The sequence below is a fragment of the Streptomyces sp. NPDC059788 genome (genome assembly GCF_042732265.1).
Taxonomy (GTDB): Bacteria; Actinomycetota; Actinomycetes; order Streptomycetales; family Streptomycetaceae; genus Streptomyces.
On the sequence record NZ_JBHWHY010000013.1, the window covers coordinates 167,615 to 184,264 of the forward strand.

Genomic DNA, 16,650 nt, shown 5'->3' on the forward strand with positions numbered 1-16,650 from the left:
CGTGGTGGAGCTGGCGAGCGCGTTGATCCGGCGCCCCAGCCGGGCGGGCATCGACGGCTACGGACCCCGGTCCTCGGCGTGCTGGAGGACTGGCTCGCCCGCCGCGGCCTGCCGCACCGGCGCCTGCGTGACGACGCCGGGTGCCCGGTGGGACTGCTGGTGGAGATCGCCGGCGGACGGCCGGGGGAGTGGTGGGCACTGGACGCATGTGTGGACACCGCTCCCTACGGGGACGCAACGGCCTGGTCCTTCACCCCGTCCTCCGGCGAGGTCCGTGACGGCTGGCTGCTGGGCCGGGGCAGTGCCGATTCCAAGCTCGCCGCGGCGATGTTCTGCCACATCGCCGGCTGCTGGACGCCGCCGACCTTCCCGGCCTCGAAGGCGCCTCGGCGTTTCCGCTGCCGCCGAAGCTGTCGGTGACCTCCGTCCACGGCGGTGAGGGCTTTTCGGTCACTCCCGACCGGTGCGAGGTGAACGTCGATATCCGTACCACCCCGGCCTTCGGCGGCCCTGCAGGTCGGCGGCGGCTGGAACATCTACACTCTGCTCTTCTGACGTCGCGGGGGCTTTCCGGCCCGTCCGCCTGCTCCGACCCCAACCGCCCGCAGGGCGCGGCGCTTTGTCTGCCGCGCCCTGCGGGCGTCTTGCGATGGGGGAGCACCGCTGCGCGCGCCCGGTATCAGCCGGTGTTGAGGACGCGCAGGAACTCCGTGGCGAGTCGGCGGGTGTCGATGCTTGCCGGGCTGCGTCCGGTCAGGATGTGGAAGAAGGGCGGGCCGATGAGGTGTGCGGTCGCCTGCTCGGCCGACAGGGCGCTGTTGCTCGTGCGGAGGGCTGGTTCGACGAGTTTGGCGGCGCTTTCGCCGAGGATGTCTTTGGTGGAGAGCAGGGTGGCGACGGCCGCGTCGTGCTGGGCTTCTCCGAGGAGGGCCCGGTAGGCGGCCCCGGCGTGGGAATCGGTGAGGAAGCCCACGAAGGCGTCCAGGTAGGCGGTGAGGTCGTCGGGCAGGTCGTCGCTGAGAGGTACGGAGAGTTCCTGCTCCGCGTCGATGGCGCTGGCCTCGTAGAGGATTTCTGCCTTGTTCGACCACCAGCGGTAGACGGTCTGGCGTCCTACGCCGGCTCGTTCCGCGATGCCCTTCATGGTCAGGGCCGCGTATCCGACCTCGACGAGCAGGTCGTCGGCGGCGTTCAGGACGGCCCTCCGGGCGCGTTCGCTACGGGGCCGTCCGCTGCGGCCGTGTTCCTCAACCATGACACCACTATAACGAGTCAGCGTGACTCGTATGTGTTACGGTTCTGGTGCACGGTGACTCGTAATTGCCGCGGTCCGCGGCTGCCCGGTCGGTCCTTCCGTGGAGCGGAGCAAGCCGCACGAAGCCGGCGCTCGCGCCGGGTCCCGCCGTGCCCTCGTTCGAGAAGCATCCGAAAAAGGGAAGCGAGATCATGGTCTCCACGGTGGAACGCCCCGTGCGTCGGGCGCAGCGGCCCGGCCCGGTGCTGGCCGGTATGAGTGTGTGCACTGCCTTGGTCGTCGGATTCGTCGCCGCGATCAATCTCGCGGTGCCGAAGCTCGCGGCGAGTCCGCTGCATCCGACGTCATCCGGCCTGTTGTGGATCGTCGACGCCTACGTCGTCGTCTTCGCCTGCCTGGTCATCCCCGCCGGCGCCGCCGGCGACAAGTTCGGCCGCAAGGGCACGCTCCTGGCGGGGCTGGGCATCTTCGCGGCCGGCGCGGTCCTGTCGGCGGTGGCGCCGAGCGTGCCCGTCATGCTGGTCGGCCGCGCCGTCACCGGCCTCGGGGCGGCGTGCGTGCTGCCCAACTGCGTCGGCATCCTCATCCACGCCACGGCACCCGAGCGCCGCGCCCACGCGCTGGCGGTGTGGGCGGCGGCCACCGGCGTCGGCGGTGTCGTCGGCAACGTCGGCGGCGGCTCCCTGCTGAGCATCGGTTCCTGGCGCATGCTGTTCGTCGCGGTGGCGCTGGTCGCGGCCTGCTGCCTGGTGTGGGTGGCGACCAGCGCCCCGGTCAGCGCGCGCCACGCCCGCAGCCTCGACCTGCCCGGGGCGGCACTGTTCGTGGCTGCCGTCGTCGCTCTGCTGATCGGCATCATCCAGGGCCCCGAACAGGGATGGGGCAGCACGGTGGTGCTCGCCGCCTTCGCCTGCAGCCTCGTGCTGGGACTTGTCTGGGTTCTGGTCGAGCTGCGCACACCCCACCCCATGCTCGACCCCCGCCTGTTCCGCAATCCCTTGCTCAGCAGCGCCTGCCTCGGCATGACCGTCATATTCTTCGGGAGCTTCGGCCTCTTCTACGTCAATGCCTCGCTGCTGCAGTACGGGCGTGGGTTCTCCGTCCTGGAGGCGGGCGTCGGCATCATTCCGCTGACCCTCCCGCTCCTGGTCGGAACCCGCTACGTCCCCGCGCTGATGCGCCGCGCCGGTCTGCCCGCGACCCTCGCGGCCGCCTTCCTCCTCACGAGCGCCGGCCTGTTCGGGCTGTCCTTCGCCACGGCCATGCCCTATCCCGCGTATGCGGCAGCCCTGTTCGTCATCGGCCTCGGCATCATGCTCGCCGGGCCGTGCCTGACCGCCGAGATCGCCGCGGGCCTGCCCGTCGAACAGGCCGGTATCGCCGGCGGCCTGCAGTCCGCGACCCGGGAACTGGGCAGCGCGTTGGGCGTCGCCGTCGTCGGCACCATCGTCACCGCGGGGTTCACCCATCACCTGCCGGCGGGTCTGGGCCATCACACACCGGTGCCGCGCACCGTGGCGGAAGCGCTCGCCCTGAACCCGGCCGAACACGGCGCCATCGCCGAGGCGTTCACCAGCGGCGCGGACACCGCCTTGCGTGCGGCGAGCCTCCTGACGCTCCTCGCCGGATCCCTCGTCGTGGCCGGGGCCGCACGCGCGCGCCGGAACGCCGTGGCCGGGTAGGTGAATGGGCTCAACAGCCCTTTGCCGTAGCCGAGTCGGAGCTACCGGCGCTCGATCGCGCGGCGATCCGCGCTGCTCAACCACCCCCCCCAATATCTAGACACCGTGCCTCGCATCTGCTAATTTCGAGGCACGGTGTTCCGTAACCGGGGTTCGTCAGGTGAATTTCCCTCGCCCCGAACACCCCCCATCTCATCTGCTCATACAGAAAAAGGAGACCACGCACATGCGTGTTTTTGTGACTGGAGCGACCGGCTGGATCGGATCGGCTGTCGTGGACGAGCTGATGGCGTCGGGCCACCAGGTCGTCGGGCTCGCCCGATCGGAGAAGTCCGCGCAGGCGCTGGCGGCCAAGGGCGCCGACGTGCTCCGCGGCGACCTGGACGACCTGGACTCCCTGCGCCGCGGCGCCGCCCAGGCGGAGGCGGTCGTGAATCTGGCCAGCAAGCACGACTGGGGCAACCCGGCCGAGACCGACCGGGCCGAGCGCACCTCGGTGCACGCGCTGGCCGAGGCGCTGGCCGGCACGGACCGCCCGTTCGTCGTCGCCGCACCCCTCTCCGGCCTGGTCCAGGGCCGCCCCGCCACGGAGACCGACGTCTCCCCGGCCGTCGGTCTGGACTCGAACCGGGGCGGCAGCGAGAACCTCGCGCTGAGCTACGTCCCCCGGGGCGTACGGACGGTGATCGCCCGGTTCGCGCCGAGCGTCCACGGCGCCGGCGACTGGGGCTTCGTCAACTTCCTGATGGCCGCCGCCCGCAAGCAGGGCGTCTCCGGCTACGTCGGCGACGGCGCCACCACCTGGTCGGCGGTGCACCGCGACGACACGGCCCGGCTGATCCGTCTGGGCCTGGAGCAGGCACCGGCCGGTACGCGGCTGCACGCCGTCGCCGAGGAGGCCCTCACCACCAAGGCGATCGCCGAAGCCATCGGCCGCCACCTCGGCCTCCCGGTCGTCTCGGTCGATCCGCAGGACGCCGCGGCGCACTTCGGCTTCGTCGGCGGTTTCCTCGCCAAGACCATGACCGCGTCCAGTGACCTGACCCGGCAGCTGCTCTCCTGGAAGCCCACCGGCCCCACCCTGGTGGAAGACATCGAAAGCGGCGCCTACACCGCCGCCGGCTAGGACGACCGCACGGGCGTTTCGCTCCATCGGCCCCGGATGCTGCACTGACATCGATCGACAGGCCGGTCGGTGCAGGCGCGAAGCCTGTGGGCTCAGGGCTTGAGTGCGTGTCCGGTCGTCGAGTCCACGTGGCCCGGGATCTCATCGTGGCGATCGCCTACGGACAGTGTCCCGGTGGGCTCGAACAAGAGGAGCGAGGCGCCGGACGGGGCGTACGGCTTGTGCTCCGTGCCGCGGGGGACGGTGAAGGCCGCCCCCCGCGGGAGCAGGACCGTCCGCTCCCCGTCGGGCTCGCGCAAGGAGATGTGCAGCTCCCCGTCGAGCACCAGGAAGAACTCGTCGGTGTCGTCGTGTGCGTGCCAGATGTGTTCGCCCCCGACCTTGGCGACGCGGACGTCGTAGTCGTTGACGCGCGTGACGATGTGAGGGCTCCACAGGGCGTCGAAGGAGGTCAGAGCCTTGCTGAGGAGGATGGGTTCGTTGCTCATGGGCTCATCCTGCGCTGTTTCGCATGATCGGCGTGAGTGCTAGAAATCGCATATGACGAAAGAATCCTCGCACGCGGGCCACGCGGCCGACGTACACCGGGTCGTCGTGATCGTCGACGAGAACTCGAACCCCTTCGAGCTCGGCTGCGCGACCGAGGTCTTCGGTTTGCGCAGGCCGGAGATCGGCCGTGAGCTGTACGACTTCAGCCTCTGTTCCCCCGAGCCCCGCACCCTGATGCGGGACGGATTCTTCACGCTCACGGGAGTCGCCCCGCTGGAAGCGGCCGACGCGGCGGACACCTTGATCGTCCCCAACCGCCCGGACATCGAGGTGCCCCGTCGCCCCGCCGTGCTCGACGCCGTCCGACGGGCGCACGCACGCGGCGCGCGCCTGGTCGGCTTCTGCAGCGGTGCCTTCACGCTGGCCGAGGCCGGAGTCCTCGACGGCCGCCGGGCCACCGCGCACTGGCAGTGGGCGGATTCCTTCCGGGCCCGCTTCCCCTCTGTGGACCTCGCGTCGGACGTGCTGTTCGTGGACGACGGTGACATCCTCACCGCGGCGGGGAGCGCGGCCGCACTCGACCTCGGGCTGCATGTGGTCCGCCGTGACTACGGCGCGGAGATCGCCAACGCCGTGAGCCGGCGACTGGTCTTCGCGGCGCACCGGGACGGCGGGCAGCGGCAGTTCGTGGAGCGCCCCATGCCCGACCTGCCCGACGAGTCCCTGGCGCCGCTCCTGGCCTGGGCCCAGGAGCGGCTGGAATCATCGCTCACGGTCTCCGACCTCGCGGCACGCGCGGCGGTCAGTCCGGCGACGCTGCACCGCCGCTTCCGGGCCCAGTTGGGCACGACCCCGTTGACGTGGCTCACGGGGGAACGACTCGCCCTGGCCTGCCGGTTGATCGAGCGGGGTGAGACCCGCTTCGAGACGGTCGCACGGCGCAGCGGGCTCGGCACCGCCGCCAACTTGCGCACACTGATGCGCCGCGAGACCGGCATCACCCCCTCGGCGTACAAGAACCGGTTCGGGCCGGAGGTGAATTGACGCGCGGGCGGGTACGGACGCCGGTCGTCCGTCATGACCCGGGCGCCACCGGGGCCGGGACCGCGGTGCTGCGCCCGGCCGGTCAGGTGAGTGGCTTCACGTACATGCCCTCGACCCCTTGTCCCTGCTTGTTGAGGCACTCGAATGCCTCGTGGCCCGATTTCCGCTGTTTGTAGAACTCGGCCAGACAGCGCCCCAGCGCCTGCTGCCCGTACCGGACCGGCGGCAGCGTCGCGGTCTTCGCGGTCCGCGAGGGCGCCACTGCTTGGGTCAAGTTCACCGACAGCGACGGCGGCGTACGAGGACAGCCCCCGGCACGGCGACCGCGGTGCCGAAAGCGGCCCAGAATACGAACTTGCCGTTCGGCCCGTTGACCGTCCGCAACTCCCCGTCATCGTGCAGGCAGAACGAGTCGGGCGGGAAATACCGCGTGACCGGAGTGCCGGCGTGGTGGCACGGCGATGTCTCCGGGAACAGGGCCCCGTACGCCCGCTGCGAGAGGATTCCGCCGACGAGCACCGCCAGCCACCCGGCCGTCAAGAACACCGCCACCATCCAGGCGGGGACCTTCGCTCGTCGTCCCAGCAGCCAGACGCCGACCGTCGGCATGACGAACACCAGGAACAGCACGGACAGCAAGAGCAGTGCCTTCATGGCCCGATTACAGCACTCGCCGCCGACGGGCCTCCGCCCGGTCCCCGGTCCGGACCGTCCCCGGTCGAGGGCGGCGGTCACTTCGTGCGCAATGTGGCCGCGTCGGCCATTTCCCGTAAGGCGTCGCCTGCCGCGGAGGGGAGGGGAATCTGTTCCAGGGCGTGGAGAGCCTGCGCGCGACAGGTTTTGATCTTGTTTTCGACGTGGTCACGCGCACCTGTCGCGGCCAGGAGCCGACGGAGCCGGTCGGTTTCGTCGTGGGTACGACGGGGCGCGCTGAGCAGAGCGTGCAGTGTTGCGTACTGGGTGGGGTCGGCGCTCTGGAGGGCGGTGGCGAGGAGGACCGTGTGTTTGCCGTCGCGCAGGTCGTCCGTATCGGCTTTTCCCGTGATGGCGGGGGAGTTGAAGGCGCCGAGGAGATCGTCGCGGAGCTGGAACGCCTCGCCGAGGGGCAGGGCGTATGCAGTCAGTCCGCGAAGGAGTTCCGGGGTGGCTCCGGCGAGGGTGGCTCCGATGTGGAGAGGGCGTTCCACCGTGTATTTGGCGGTTTTGTAGCGCACGATCTCCATGGCGTGTCCGAGGTCGGGAGTGGGCCTGCCCGTGGCGGCGACGTCGAGGTACTGTCCGTACATCACCTCGCATCGCATCGTGTCGATCAAAGGCAGCAGACGCGAGAGCCGGGCCGGGGCAAGGCCGGCGTCGTGCAGCAGTTCGTCCGACCAGACCAGTGCCAAATCGCCCACGAGAAGAGCCAGGTTGGTGCCCACGCGCTCCGTCTGCCGCGGATTTCTTCCCATGCTGTGGCGGGCTGAGAAAGCGCGGTGGAGAGTGGGGTGCCCGCGGCGCAGATCGGAGCTGTCCATGATGTCGTCGTGGATGAGGCAGAAGGCGTGGAACATCTCCAGGGACGCCGCCACGCGGATGACTTCGTGAGGTTCCCCTCCGCCCTCCTCTATCGCTTGTCCTCCCGCCGCATGCCATCCGTTGACGCACAGCAGAGGCCGTAGCCGTTTGCCGCCGTGGAAGAGGAACTGCCCGAGTATCTCGGGTACGTCGTCGGGTACGGGGGAGTGTTTCGACGCGTGTGTCTTGGCGTCGAGGAAGTCCGTGAGGTGTGCGTCGATTGCCCGGCGGGTGTCGGCCAGGCGGGAGCCGGTTCGCAAGGGGGCGCCCGGCCGCGATGGATGGGGCGGTCGTACGGGGTGAATCATGGTGGGCTCCGATCGGGCTCCTGGCGGAGCCCTGCCGCTGTTGTGAATCCGCCCCCAATTCCCCGAATCGGGTTGTGCGGCGGGGGAGTGCAGCGCTGCGGGCGGCAGGGCTCCCTGACTGTGCGGGCCGGGGTCAGCGCTGTCCGGGCGGCGGAGCGGCGGACGGGTGTGGGCTTGACGGCTCTTCGGACGAGGCGCCGACGGTGAATTTCTGCCACGTCTCGCGCCACTTGGCCGGGCGATAGCGGGTGGCGGCCCAGTCGGCGACCCAGGTGCTGTAGTCGTCGAGGCTCCGTGCGCGGCCCAGCGCGTAGCTCGCTGCCGCGAGTCCCGCCTGCGTCCCGCTCACGACCGCGGAGCCGATTCCCTCGGCGGTGAGCGGATCGACCAGGCCGGCCGCGTCGCCGCAGGCAAGGACGCCGTCCGCGGTGTGCCAGCGGTGCCCCTTCCCCGTCCACAGCGGGGCGTGGCCGCCACGCCAGGGTTCTCCGGACGGCCCTTCCGGCCGGTGTCGGGAGACGAGGTTCGTCCTTGCCGGAATGCCCGCACCGGGCAGTTGTATGACGCCTACGTTGGACCGGGCCTCGGCGGCGGGGAAGCGCCAGCGGTATCCCGGTGCCAACGGTGCGGTGAACTCGAACTCAAGGTCGTCGCAACCGCTGTCCTCCCGGTAGCAGGTGAGCGCCGGGGCACGGACCGCGGCTCCGTCGATGTCGTGCGCGGTGCTGAGCCGGGAGCTCGAACCGTGTGCCAGGACGACCGCGTCGGCGTGCACCACCTCTCTCGTCCGCGCCGTGACGACGGTCTCCACGGCGAGTCCGGCCGGCCGGCGGCGCCGGACCGTGATGGCCATGGTGCGGTAGCTGACGTCGGCCCCCTGCGCCGCGGCCCGGTCGCGGAGCAGCTGGTCCAGCACATCGCGTGCGATCACCAGGCAGCCCCCGGGGACCTGCCCGCTCCGGGCGTGGCCGGAGGGCGCGGTGAGCCGGAAGGACTGCGGCTTCAGCGCGTCCGTCCGCTGTGCGAGGTCGATTCCCAACGAGCCGATCGCGGTGACGGCTTCCCCGAGGAGGGCGTCACCGCACGCCTTGGGACGGTACGGACGCCCCCGCTCCACGAGCGCCACCGTGGCCCCGGCCCGCGCCGCCGTCGCCGCGGCGGCGGCACCGGCCGGGCCTCCGCCGACAACGAGAACGTGGACATGCGTCGTGCTCATGACTACGACGCCTCGGCCTGGTGGCCATGGCGCAGCAGCGCGCCGGGAGTGGCACCCGTGCACTGACCGTCGTGGAAGGTGACGCGGCCGTTGACGAGGATGTACCGGTAGCCTTCGGCGCGTCGGATGCGCCGCCAGTCCCCGCCGGGCACGTCGTGGACGACTTCGTCGGGCAGGCAGCGGAGCCGGTCGAAGTCGTAGACGACGACATCGGCGGGTGCGCCTTCGGACAGAGTGCCACGGTCCTGGAAGCCCGCGACCCACGCCGGGTAGGCGGACAGCTTCCAGTGCATGTCCTCCAGCGGTATCCAGCCGCGCTCGCGCACGTACTCCTCGATGTGCTCGGTGGGATAGCGCCCGGAAGTGAGCATCTTCGTGTGCGCGCTGCCGTCGGAGACCCCGGGGAGGACCCACGGGTCTTGGACGACCTCGCGCATCAGGTCGTCGTTCTGCTCGAAGAGCGGCACCTTCCACGTGGTCTGAAGGCCCTCCGCGAGAGAGATGTCGAGCAGGGTGTCGACGGGATCACTGTCGAGCGCCGCTGCGATGTCGGGGAGCTTGTGACCGGTGAACCTCTGGTAGTCCGGCAGGCCGGTGCGGTGCAGTTCCACCAGGCGCAAGGGGTAGAGGACCGGCTGGTCCCGGCGCAGCGCCTGCCGAATCTCCGGGTCCCGCAGCTTCGCGGCACGTTCGGCGCGGTCCCCCATCAAGGTCTGCTGCCAGCTGGGATTGGCGTCCCACAGGTTCCAGATTTCAAGGTTGAACAGCATGCTGACGTCGGTGGTCATGCCCTGGCAGTACAGGCTCAGTCCGCGCTGCCTGCAGCTGTCGAACCACGCCTGGACCTGGCGGTGCAGTTCCGGATGCTCGCCGTCCACCAGGAGCGCGTTCCACACGATGGGGCGCCCGCTGGCGCGGGCGAGCTCTTCCAGGTGTGCCATGTCGGCGGCCTGGTCGTTGGAGACCATCGTCATCTGCATGAAGCCGGTGTTCCGGCGGGCCATGACGTCCGCGAGCGCGAACGCGGTGTCGTTGCTCATCAGGTCGGCGGGAAAGGACGTGCCGTCCGCGTCGCGGTGGACGCTGGAGAAGGAGTCGGGAGGGGTGCGCATGGCCGACCAGCCACAGGCGCCGGCCCGCAGCGCCTCGTCGAAGAGCCTTGCCATCTCGGCGTTCTCCCGCGGAGTCGCGGCGCGCGATTTGGCGGCCTTCGGGCCCAGCACATAGTTCAGGAGGGGAGACGCGCCCACATAGGGCAGGACATTGACGCCTTTGGGGGTGGCGTCCAGCGCGTCGAGGAACTCGGGGAAGGTCTCCCAGGACCACGGCAGGGAGGATTTCATCGCCCGGTACGGAATCTGCTCGACCCGGGTGAGGGCTTGCATGGCCTGTTCCCGCAGGCCGGCACGCACGGGGGCGAATCCGTAGCCGCAGTTGCCGATGACCACCGAGGTGACACCGTGATAGCCGGAGATGGTGCAGTAGGGGTCCCAGAAGAGCTGGGCGTCGTAGTGGGTGTGCAGATCGACGAAGCCGGGGGCGACGATGTGCCCGTCGGCGTCGAGTACTTCTTCGGCGTCGGAGGGACTGAGGCGGCCGATCGCGGCGATACGGCCATCCTTGATGGCCACATCCGCGCGGTAGCGGGGGTTGCGTCGTCCGTCGATGACGGTGCCGCCCTGGATCAGGGTGTCGTACGGCTTCATGGACAGCTCCGATCGGATTGGGGTGCGCGGAGATCTCGGGCGGATTACCGGGCTTGTGGCGCCTGCCGCGACAGCGGAGAAGGGGCGCCGCTGTCGGGCTGCGGTCCTGCCCTGTGCCGCAGGTGGTGGACGGCCGCCACGTACGCCAGGTCGGCGAGGAGGATCGCCGTGCACAGATAGGCGAGGAGTACCGAGCCCCGGTATTGCGTGCTGAACGCGTAGTAGGCAACGGAGGCACACAGCGTTCCCGCCATTTTGACGTACGCGATGGCCAGGGACTGCCCCCGCAGACTGCGGCGGCTCAGCAGCATGGACAGGAACAGCCCGGACATCAAGAACGTCTGGGCGAAGCCGGTGTAGACCCCGGCGCCATGCTCCAGATAACGCGCGAGGAGATGGATTCCGAGATAGGCCAGGACCAGAACGGCGGCGAAGGCCGGGTAGAAGGCCCGCCTCGCCGGAATGACGGGAAAGTGCGAGGGGCCGAACCGCAGCGCCGTCGCCAGGATCACGAGGTTGAAGAGGAACCAGGTGACGCACGCCCAGCGCTGGAGCGAGTCGTAGGGATGCACGAACGCGTACTGGAACTCCCAGGAGATGTTCCCGCACAGGGCCACGAGTGGCATCCCGTAGCTGCGGTCGCGGAACGACACCTTGACGATCAGGATGTATGTCGTTGCCCAGAGAACTCCCGTCGCCCCCAGGAACAGGTAGTAGCCGGGCTCCTCACGCATCGCCCGCCCGCTTCCCGGGACGCGCGGCGAGCATCTCGTCGGACGTTCCGGAGACGGTGAGTTCGTAGTCGTCGCGCAGCATGCCGGGGGTGTACGGCAACAGGTCGCAGTCCCAGCCGGACTCTCCCGACAGGTGAGCGAGAATGCTGTCGAGCGTCCGGTTGTAGTTGTTGACCATGCAGGAGTTGCAGCTGAGTTTGGCGGGCCTGCCCAGTCCGCTGCCGACCCCTTCGTCGACGACCGTGCGCAGCGTACGCATCGTCGATTGCTCGGCGAGCGGGCCGACGCGGGAATGCTCCTTGAACGAGGTGTCGAGCCCCGCGAGGCAGCAGGCCGAATAGTCGTCGGCGACACCGAAGAAGAGATGGTGCCGACTGCGGTGACACAGGTCCAGTTCGCTCTGCGACGCGATGTATTCCTTGTCGAAGCGGGTGATGGTGGGGCGCCGGGCCAGCTTCGGCACCATCACTCCGAAGCGGTCGGTGTGCATCGCCTCGACCGTCAGCAGATCGTCCAGCACCCGGCGCAGATCGTCCTCGGTGAACCCGCCGGCCACCTGTCCGTAGGTCTCCTGGCTGTAGGCGACGAAGTCGCAGCCCAGCTCCCTGGCCTGTTCGGCAAAGGCGACGATCTCGTGGAGGTTCCCCTTCTGGATCACGAAATGTGCCCCGATGAGCGAGGAACTGCCCGTGGCGTCGCGTTCCTGGACGACCCGGCGAATGATCGCGCAGCGCTCGTCGAACCCCTTGGTGGCATGGGTGGCGCGGAAACTCTGCTCGCCGGCGGAGTCCAGACTCACCCGGATCACCGCTCCGGCCGCGAGGAGCGAGGCCCGGATACCGGGCTTGCGCAGGTTCTTCCCCGCCGTGTAGACGCGGATGGCCAGGCCCAGTTCCGTGACCCCGTCGATCAGATCCGTGACGTGGGGCATGCTCAGCGGTTCGCCCGACCCGGACATGAACACCATGCGGAAGGTGTCGGGGTAGGTCTCGTGCAATTCGGAGAGGCGACGCAGCGCGAGCGCCCCGTCCATGTGGTTCTTCATGCCCTCGGCCTTGCGCTTGGCCATCGTGAAGCACATGGGGCAGGAATCGGTGCACGAGTTCGTCATGTCGAGGGCGACGCTGAAGAGTGTGCGGCCTTGGGTGCGCACCAACTGGTCGATGTACCAGCGGGGATTGAAGTCCAGGAAGGAGAGTACGGAGGTGGTTCCGGGGACGTCCAGCTTCTTGCCGTCACTGTGCCGAACGAGCCGGACCGCGTCGTACCGCTGTAGCCATTCGCGCGGCAGAAACGGTTGCTCGCGGGGCGGTTGTTGCAGAGTGGTCACTGTCATCACCTCTCGTGCGTAGGGTCGGTCTCTTCGGTGAAAAAGGAACGGACAGCGGATTCCCAGCACCGTGCCGGGAGTAGGCGATGCGCGAGAACGGCCGCGCGGGCATGCCCGGTGACGAGATAGCGGGGCCGTGGCCGCCTCGCGGTCACCGCCTTGTGAATCACTTTGGCCGCGCGATCGGGATCGACCGCGGCCCAGGTGAGCGCGCGGGCGCGCAGGCCGCGGCTCTGCAGCCGACGGGCATCGGCGCATTCCGCGCCGGCCAGGACGCCCCGGGTGACCGCCTCGAACGACCGGAGAGCCGGGGCGTATGCCTCGCATTCCATCTCCTCGGCGTGATCGGCCATGTTCCGGCTGAGGGAAGCCACGAAGTGGGTCCTGACGAAACCGGGCTCGACGAGCGTCACCTCGACTCCGAACCGTCCGACTTCCATGCGAAGCGCCGAGCTCAACGCCGCCATGGCGTGTTTGGAACCCGTATAGCCACTCCACAGCGGCAGTGCGAAACGCCCGCCGATGGAGCCGACATTGACGATGCGTCCGCCTGCCGCTTCCCGCATACCGGGGAGGACCAGCTGGCACATGCGGGCCATTCCGAAGACGTTGGTCTCGAACTGCTGCCGATAGCGCTCCAGCGAACATGTCTCCAACGGGGATATCTCGCTGTATCCGGCGTTGTTGACGAGAGTGCCGATCGCGCCGTGATGCCGCTGCACCTGCTCCACCGCGGCCGCCATGGAGTGCTGGTCCGTGACATCGAGTTGCAGCACACGGCATCCGCTTGCGCGCAGATCATCCAGGACTTCCGGGCGGCGTGCGGTCGCGTACACCAGGTATCCCCTGGCCGACAGATATTCCGCGGTGGCGAAGCCGATTCCTGTGGAGCACCCGGTGATCAGCACCGGAGAACCGGGCGAGGCCGATGGCGCAGTCATGACCGGACCCACCCGTACCGGTCCCTGCGCAAACCCCGGCCCGGCATATTCGGGGTGCCGGGAAGAACGGCGGACAGGGAGTGCATCGCATATCCTCCATCGCGGGGTTCGGTACGGACTGCCTTGGCGCTCCGCCCGGCACGGCTGAGCGAGCGGACGGGACGGCGGCGCCACACGGTCATACGTCCATCTGGCACCAGAACCCCGACGGGGGACAGGGCTTCGGTGTGGTGAACGCGTGCACGCGATGAACGTCCACGGCTCCGTGAAACCGCGCGGAGCGGCGCCGAGCATCGGCACGCTATGTGGCGCCGGCGCGGCCCCCGCTTCCCTGCGCCGGAGCGCACCGCGCGCGCCGGAGGCTGATGCACATGTATATGGAAAATACTTATGCGAATGATGGCAGGTGCTGCGATGCATGAGGTGCGGCAGGTGGAATGCGCCTGTTCGGGAAAGGTCTGCGGCTTTTAAAAAATCATGACCGGTGGGGGGAATGGGCAGCGCATGGCGGGGCATTCGTGAAAACACCCACGTTCATCCTGCGGTATCAGCAGCAGAATCCCCATGGCGTAGCGGGGCGAGGAGGGTGCGAGTGTCACGAAAATGCCGTAACCACGGCTTAGCCGCATTGCTGGACGAAGCCGAGTGGAGCGCCGCCGAGCTGGCGAGAGCCGTCAACGCTCTGGGCGGCCGCCACGGAATGACCTTGCGCTACGACCGTACGTCGGTGGCGCACTGGCTGGCCGGCTCGCGCCCCAGGAAGAGGGTGCCCGGTCTCGTCGCGCAGGCGCTGAGCCAGCGCAGCGGCCGTCTGATCACGGTGGAGGAGACCGGGCTCGCACCGGACCCCCCGCCCCCTGCTCCACCGGGCATGGGCTGGACATCGGACCTGGACCCCAGAAAACGGCTGGCGGCCCTGTGCCGCGCGGAAACCGACCCCGCCCGGCGCGTGGTCCTGCGGCGCACCGCCTACGGAGTGCACCCCGTGAAGCTGCCGTCCTGGCCGGCCGGCCGCACGTCCGCGCCGCCCGGTGGCGCAGGCGGGCGCTCGGAGGCCGAGGTATCGACCCTGCAGAACATGGGGTGCGTGTTCGCTTCGCTGACCGACGTCAGCGGTGGCGGGCACGCCCGCACCGCACTGGCCGCCTATCTCGCCGACGACGCCGCCCCGATCCTGCTGGCTCCGGCGGGCGCCGAGTGGCATGGGCAGCACCTCCTGGGGTGCGCGCAGCTGACGCACCTGCTGGCGAACATGACGGACGACGCGGGCCATCACGGCCTGGCCCAGACGCACTACCGCATCGCCTTGGCGCTGGCCCACCGGGCAGGGGACCGCTCCGCCTACGCCACCACGCTGCGCGCGCTCAGCACCCAGGCCCTGCGCCTGGGCCACCTGCAGTACGCCTCCGACCTGGCCTGCGCCGCTGTGGGAAGCGCCGGCGAGGCCACCGCGGACACCCGCGCGTTCCTGCTGGCGCAACGCGCGCTGGTGCACGCCCGTACGGGCCGTCGCTCCCAGGCGCGAGCGGACCTGAAGGCCGCGGAACGGGACCACGGGCAGACCCCGGCGTCCGCAGGACCCTTCACCTCCTATCCCCGGGCCGGCCTGGACTATCAGCGCGGGGAGACCTTCTACGCCCTGGGACACGCGGACGCGGCTCTCACGGCTTTCCGCGATGCCGAGGCCCATCGCCCTGCCGCCCAGCGCCGCCCCTACGCGCTGGCCCAGGCCCGCTTGGCCGAAGTGCTGGCGCGCACGGGCCATCTGGAAGAAGCCTGCCGACATTGGCACGTGTTCCTGGACCACTATCCACACCTGTCCTCCGTCCATGTCGAACGCGCCGCGGACACCCTGCACCGGGCCGTGCGCAGCTTCCCCCGTCAGCCACAGGCCCGCGCCGTCAGCGACCGGGCCCGCGAACTGTCCGGCAGACGCCTGTGACCCGATCGCGCCTTTCCCACCTCACCACGCAGGGCATTTCCTCAGCGCCGGGTAAGCCGTGAGACGCCCTCGACGCCACCCTGGGCCTGCACGGGCGCTGCGCCAGCCGTCCCCTCCGTCGGCGCAGCGCCGCCCTTGGTGGCGTTCTCTCCCGGCGGCCGCATGTCGGGGGCGGATGGCATGAGTCGATAACGGGGGACTGGGGGAGGGCTCAACGAAAAGGGGTCGTCCATGCCCTATGGGTAACCGCTGTGCCGAGGCTGTCCCACCCGGCACGGTCGTCGGGACCGACGCGCCGACGCTGGAGTCACCCCTTCAGACGCATTCCCTCAGCAGACGGTCACCTGGGTGCGCAAGGCGGGCGGCAGGGCGTCACGTCAGCGGAACCGCGTGGCCGCCGGCGGGGTGAAGTGGACGTCTTCGACGGTGACGACGTGTTCGACGACCGTCACCGGCCCCAGGGAACGCAGCTCCGCGATCACCTCGTCGACCAGCGACCCGGGAGCCGAGGCGCCGGCGGTCAAGGCGATCACCTCGGCGTCGGCGATCCAGGCCGGCTCGATGGCGGTCGCGTCCTCGATCAGGTGGGCCTCGGTACCGCGCCGCTCACCCGCCTCCACCAGCCGCACCGAATTCGAGGAGTTGGCGGAGCCCACCACCAAAAGGACGTCGGCGGCCTCGGCGATCTGCTCCACCGCCCGCTGCCGGTTGGTGGTGGCATAACAGATGTCCTGCGAACCGGGGGCCCGTATGTGCGGGAACCGCCGGGTGAGCGCTTCGACGATCTCGGCGGTCTCCTGTACGGCCAGGGTGGTCTGCGTCAGGTACGACACCCGCCCGGGGTCGGCGACGTCCACCGTGGCGACATCCGCGACGCTCTGGACCACGACCATGTGCCCGGGGGCCTCGCCGAGCGTCCCCTCGACCTCCTCGTGCCCCACATGGCCGATCAGTACGACCGTGTCGCCACGGGCGGCGAACCGCCGCGCCTCGGCGTGCACCTTGGTCACCAGCGGGCAGGTGGCATCCACCACCTCCAGCCCCCGCTGCCGGGCCTGGGCGCGTACCTGCGGGGAAACCCCGTGTGCGGAAAACACCACCAGCGAACCCGGTGGCACCTCGTCGAGCTCCTCGACGAACAACGCGCCACGGCGTTCCAGGTCCCGCACCACATGGGCGTTGTGCACGATCTGCTTGCGCACGTACACCGGAGCGCCGCGCGGGGCCAGCCCCCCGGCGGCGCCACAGCCGGGCCGCGCCACCCCCCCGCCGAAACACCCCGGGGCCGCCCCCCCCACCCCCCCCCGCCCCAGCGGCCGC

General features: G+C 69.8%; 16 protein-coding genes. 5 read left to right on the forward strand and 11 right to left on the reverse strand.

From position 1 onward, the window contains the following. The first annotated feature begins 78 nt into the window (after positions 1–78). Positions 79–420, forward strand: coding sequence for a hypothetical protein (locus ACFV57_RS14185; RefSeq protein ID WP_385230359.1), 342 nt, complete (start codon positions 79–81; stop codon positions 418–420). Between the two features lie 259 nt (positions 421–679). Here ACFV57_RS14185 and ACFV57_RS14190 read toward each other — a convergent pair whose 3' ends face one another. Further along, on the reverse strand, positions 680–1,255 hold the full coding sequence (locus ACFV57_RS14190) for a TetR/AcrR family transcriptional regulator (RefSeq protein WP_385230362.1): 576 nt from the start codon (positions 1,253–1,255) through the stop codon (positions 680–682). Between the two features lie 191 nt (positions 1,256–1,446). Between ACFV57_RS14190 and ACFV57_RS14195 the strand changes: the two genes are divergently transcribed. Both ACFV57_RS14195 and ACFV57_RS14200 read left to right on the forward strand, forming a co-directional pair. Then, positions 1,447–2,937, forward strand: coding sequence for an MFS transporter (locus tag ACFV57_RS14195; protein WP_385230365.1), 1,491 nt, complete (start codon positions 1,447–1,449; stop codon positions 2,935–2,937). A 226-nt stretch (positions 2,938–3,163) separates the two neighbouring features. After that, positions 3,164–4,063: an SDR family oxidoreductase gene (locus ACFV57_RS14200; protein ID WP_385230368.1), complete on the forward strand. Its 900-nt coding sequence runs from the start codon at positions 3,164–3,166 to the stop codon at positions 4,061–4,063. 92 nt (positions 4,064–4,155) lie between these two features. On the opposite strand, the gene ACFV57_RS14205 is transcribed toward ACFV57_RS14200, so the two are convergent. After that, entirely contained in the window at positions 4,156–4,551 is a 396-nt protein-coding gene (locus ACFV57_RS14205) for a cupin domain-containing protein (RefSeq protein ID WP_385230371.1), read from the reverse strand. A 52-nt stretch (positions 4,552–4,603) separates the two neighbouring features. Between ACFV57_RS14205 and ACFV57_RS14210 the strand changes: the two genes are divergently transcribed. After that, entirely contained in the window at positions 4,604–5,596 is a 993-nt protein-coding gene (locus ACFV57_RS14210; protein WP_385230374.1) for a GlxA family transcriptional regulator, read from the forward strand. Positions 5,597–5,678: 82 nt separating this feature from the next. On the opposite strand, the gene ACFV57_RS14215 is transcribed toward ACFV57_RS14210, so the two are convergent. The 8 genes from ACFV57_RS14215 to ACFV57_RS14250 form a co-directional block, all read right to left on the reverse strand. Next, a complete protein-coding gene (locus ACFV57_RS14215) occupies positions 5,679–5,870 on the reverse strand; it encodes a hypothetical protein (protein ID WP_385230377.1) in 192 nt (63 codons plus the stop codon). Positions 5,871–5,872: 2 nt separating this feature from the next. Beyond that, positions 5,873–6,250: a hypothetical protein gene (locus ACFV57_RS14220; RefSeq protein WP_385230379.1), complete on the reverse strand. Its 378-nt coding sequence runs from the start codon at positions 6,248–6,250 to the stop codon at positions 5,873–5,875. Between the two features lie 77 nt (positions 6,251–6,327). Continuing rightward, positions 6,328–7,461, reverse strand: a complete 1,134-nt coding sequence (locus ACFV57_RS14225) for a polyprenyl synthetase family protein (protein ID WP_385230382.1) — start codon at positions 7,459–7,461, stop codon at positions 6,328–6,330. A 133-nt stretch (positions 7,462–7,594) separates the two neighbouring features. Next, positions 7,595–8,677 (reverse strand): NAD(P)/FAD-dependent oxidoreductase, encoded by a 1,083-nt coding sequence (locus ACFV57_RS14230; protein ID WP_385230385.1) that lies wholly within the window; start codon positions 8,675–8,677, stop codon positions 7,595–7,597. A gap of 2 nt (positions 8,678–8,679) precedes the next feature. Continuing rightward, on the reverse strand, positions 8,680–10,383 hold the full coding sequence (locus ACFV57_RS14235) for an amidohydrolase family protein (RefSeq protein WP_385230388.1): 1,704 nt from the start codon (positions 10,381–10,383) through the stop codon (positions 8,680–8,682). 44 nt (positions 10,384–10,427) lie between these two features. Then, complete coding sequence (locus ACFV57_RS14240) at positions 10,428–11,117, reverse strand: hypothetical protein (protein ID WP_385230391.1); 690 nt, start codon at positions 11,115–11,117, stop codon at positions 10,428–10,430. After that, positions 11,110–12,453, reverse strand: coding sequence for a radical SAM protein (locus ACFV57_RS14245; protein WP_385230394.1), 1,344 nt, complete (start codon positions 12,451–12,453; stop codon positions 11,110–11,112). The genes ACFV57_RS14240 and ACFV57_RS14245 overlap by 8 nt, the downstream gene beginning before the upstream one ends. Further along, positions 12,453–13,355, reverse strand: a complete 903-nt coding sequence (locus ACFV57_RS14250; protein WP_385230397.1) for an SDR family NAD(P)-dependent oxidoreductase — start codon at positions 13,353–13,355, stop codon at positions 12,453–12,455. Before ACFV57_RS14250 ends, ACFV57_RS14245 begins: the two co-directional genes overlap by 1 nt. A gap of 661 nt (positions 13,356–14,016) precedes the next feature. Here ACFV57_RS14250 and ACFV57_RS14255 point away from each other — a divergent pair. Further along, positions 14,017–15,330, forward strand: a complete 1,314-nt coding sequence (locus ACFV57_RS14255; RefSeq protein ID WP_385230400.1) for a tol-pal system YbgF family protein — start codon at positions 14,017–14,019, stop codon at positions 15,328–15,330. A gap of 377 nt (positions 15,331–15,707) precedes the next feature. On the opposite strand, the gene ispH is transcribed toward ACFV57_RS14255, so the two are convergent. After that, the gene (ispH, locus tag ACFV57_RS14260; RefSeq protein ID WP_385230412.1) at positions 15,708–16,628 is read right to left on the reverse strand and encodes a 4-hydroxy-3-methylbut-2-enyl diphosphate reductase; all 921 of its coding nucleotides are present in this window, start codon (positions 16,626–16,628) and stop codon (positions 15,708–15,710) included. Positions 16,629–16,650 lie beyond the last annotated feature (22 nt).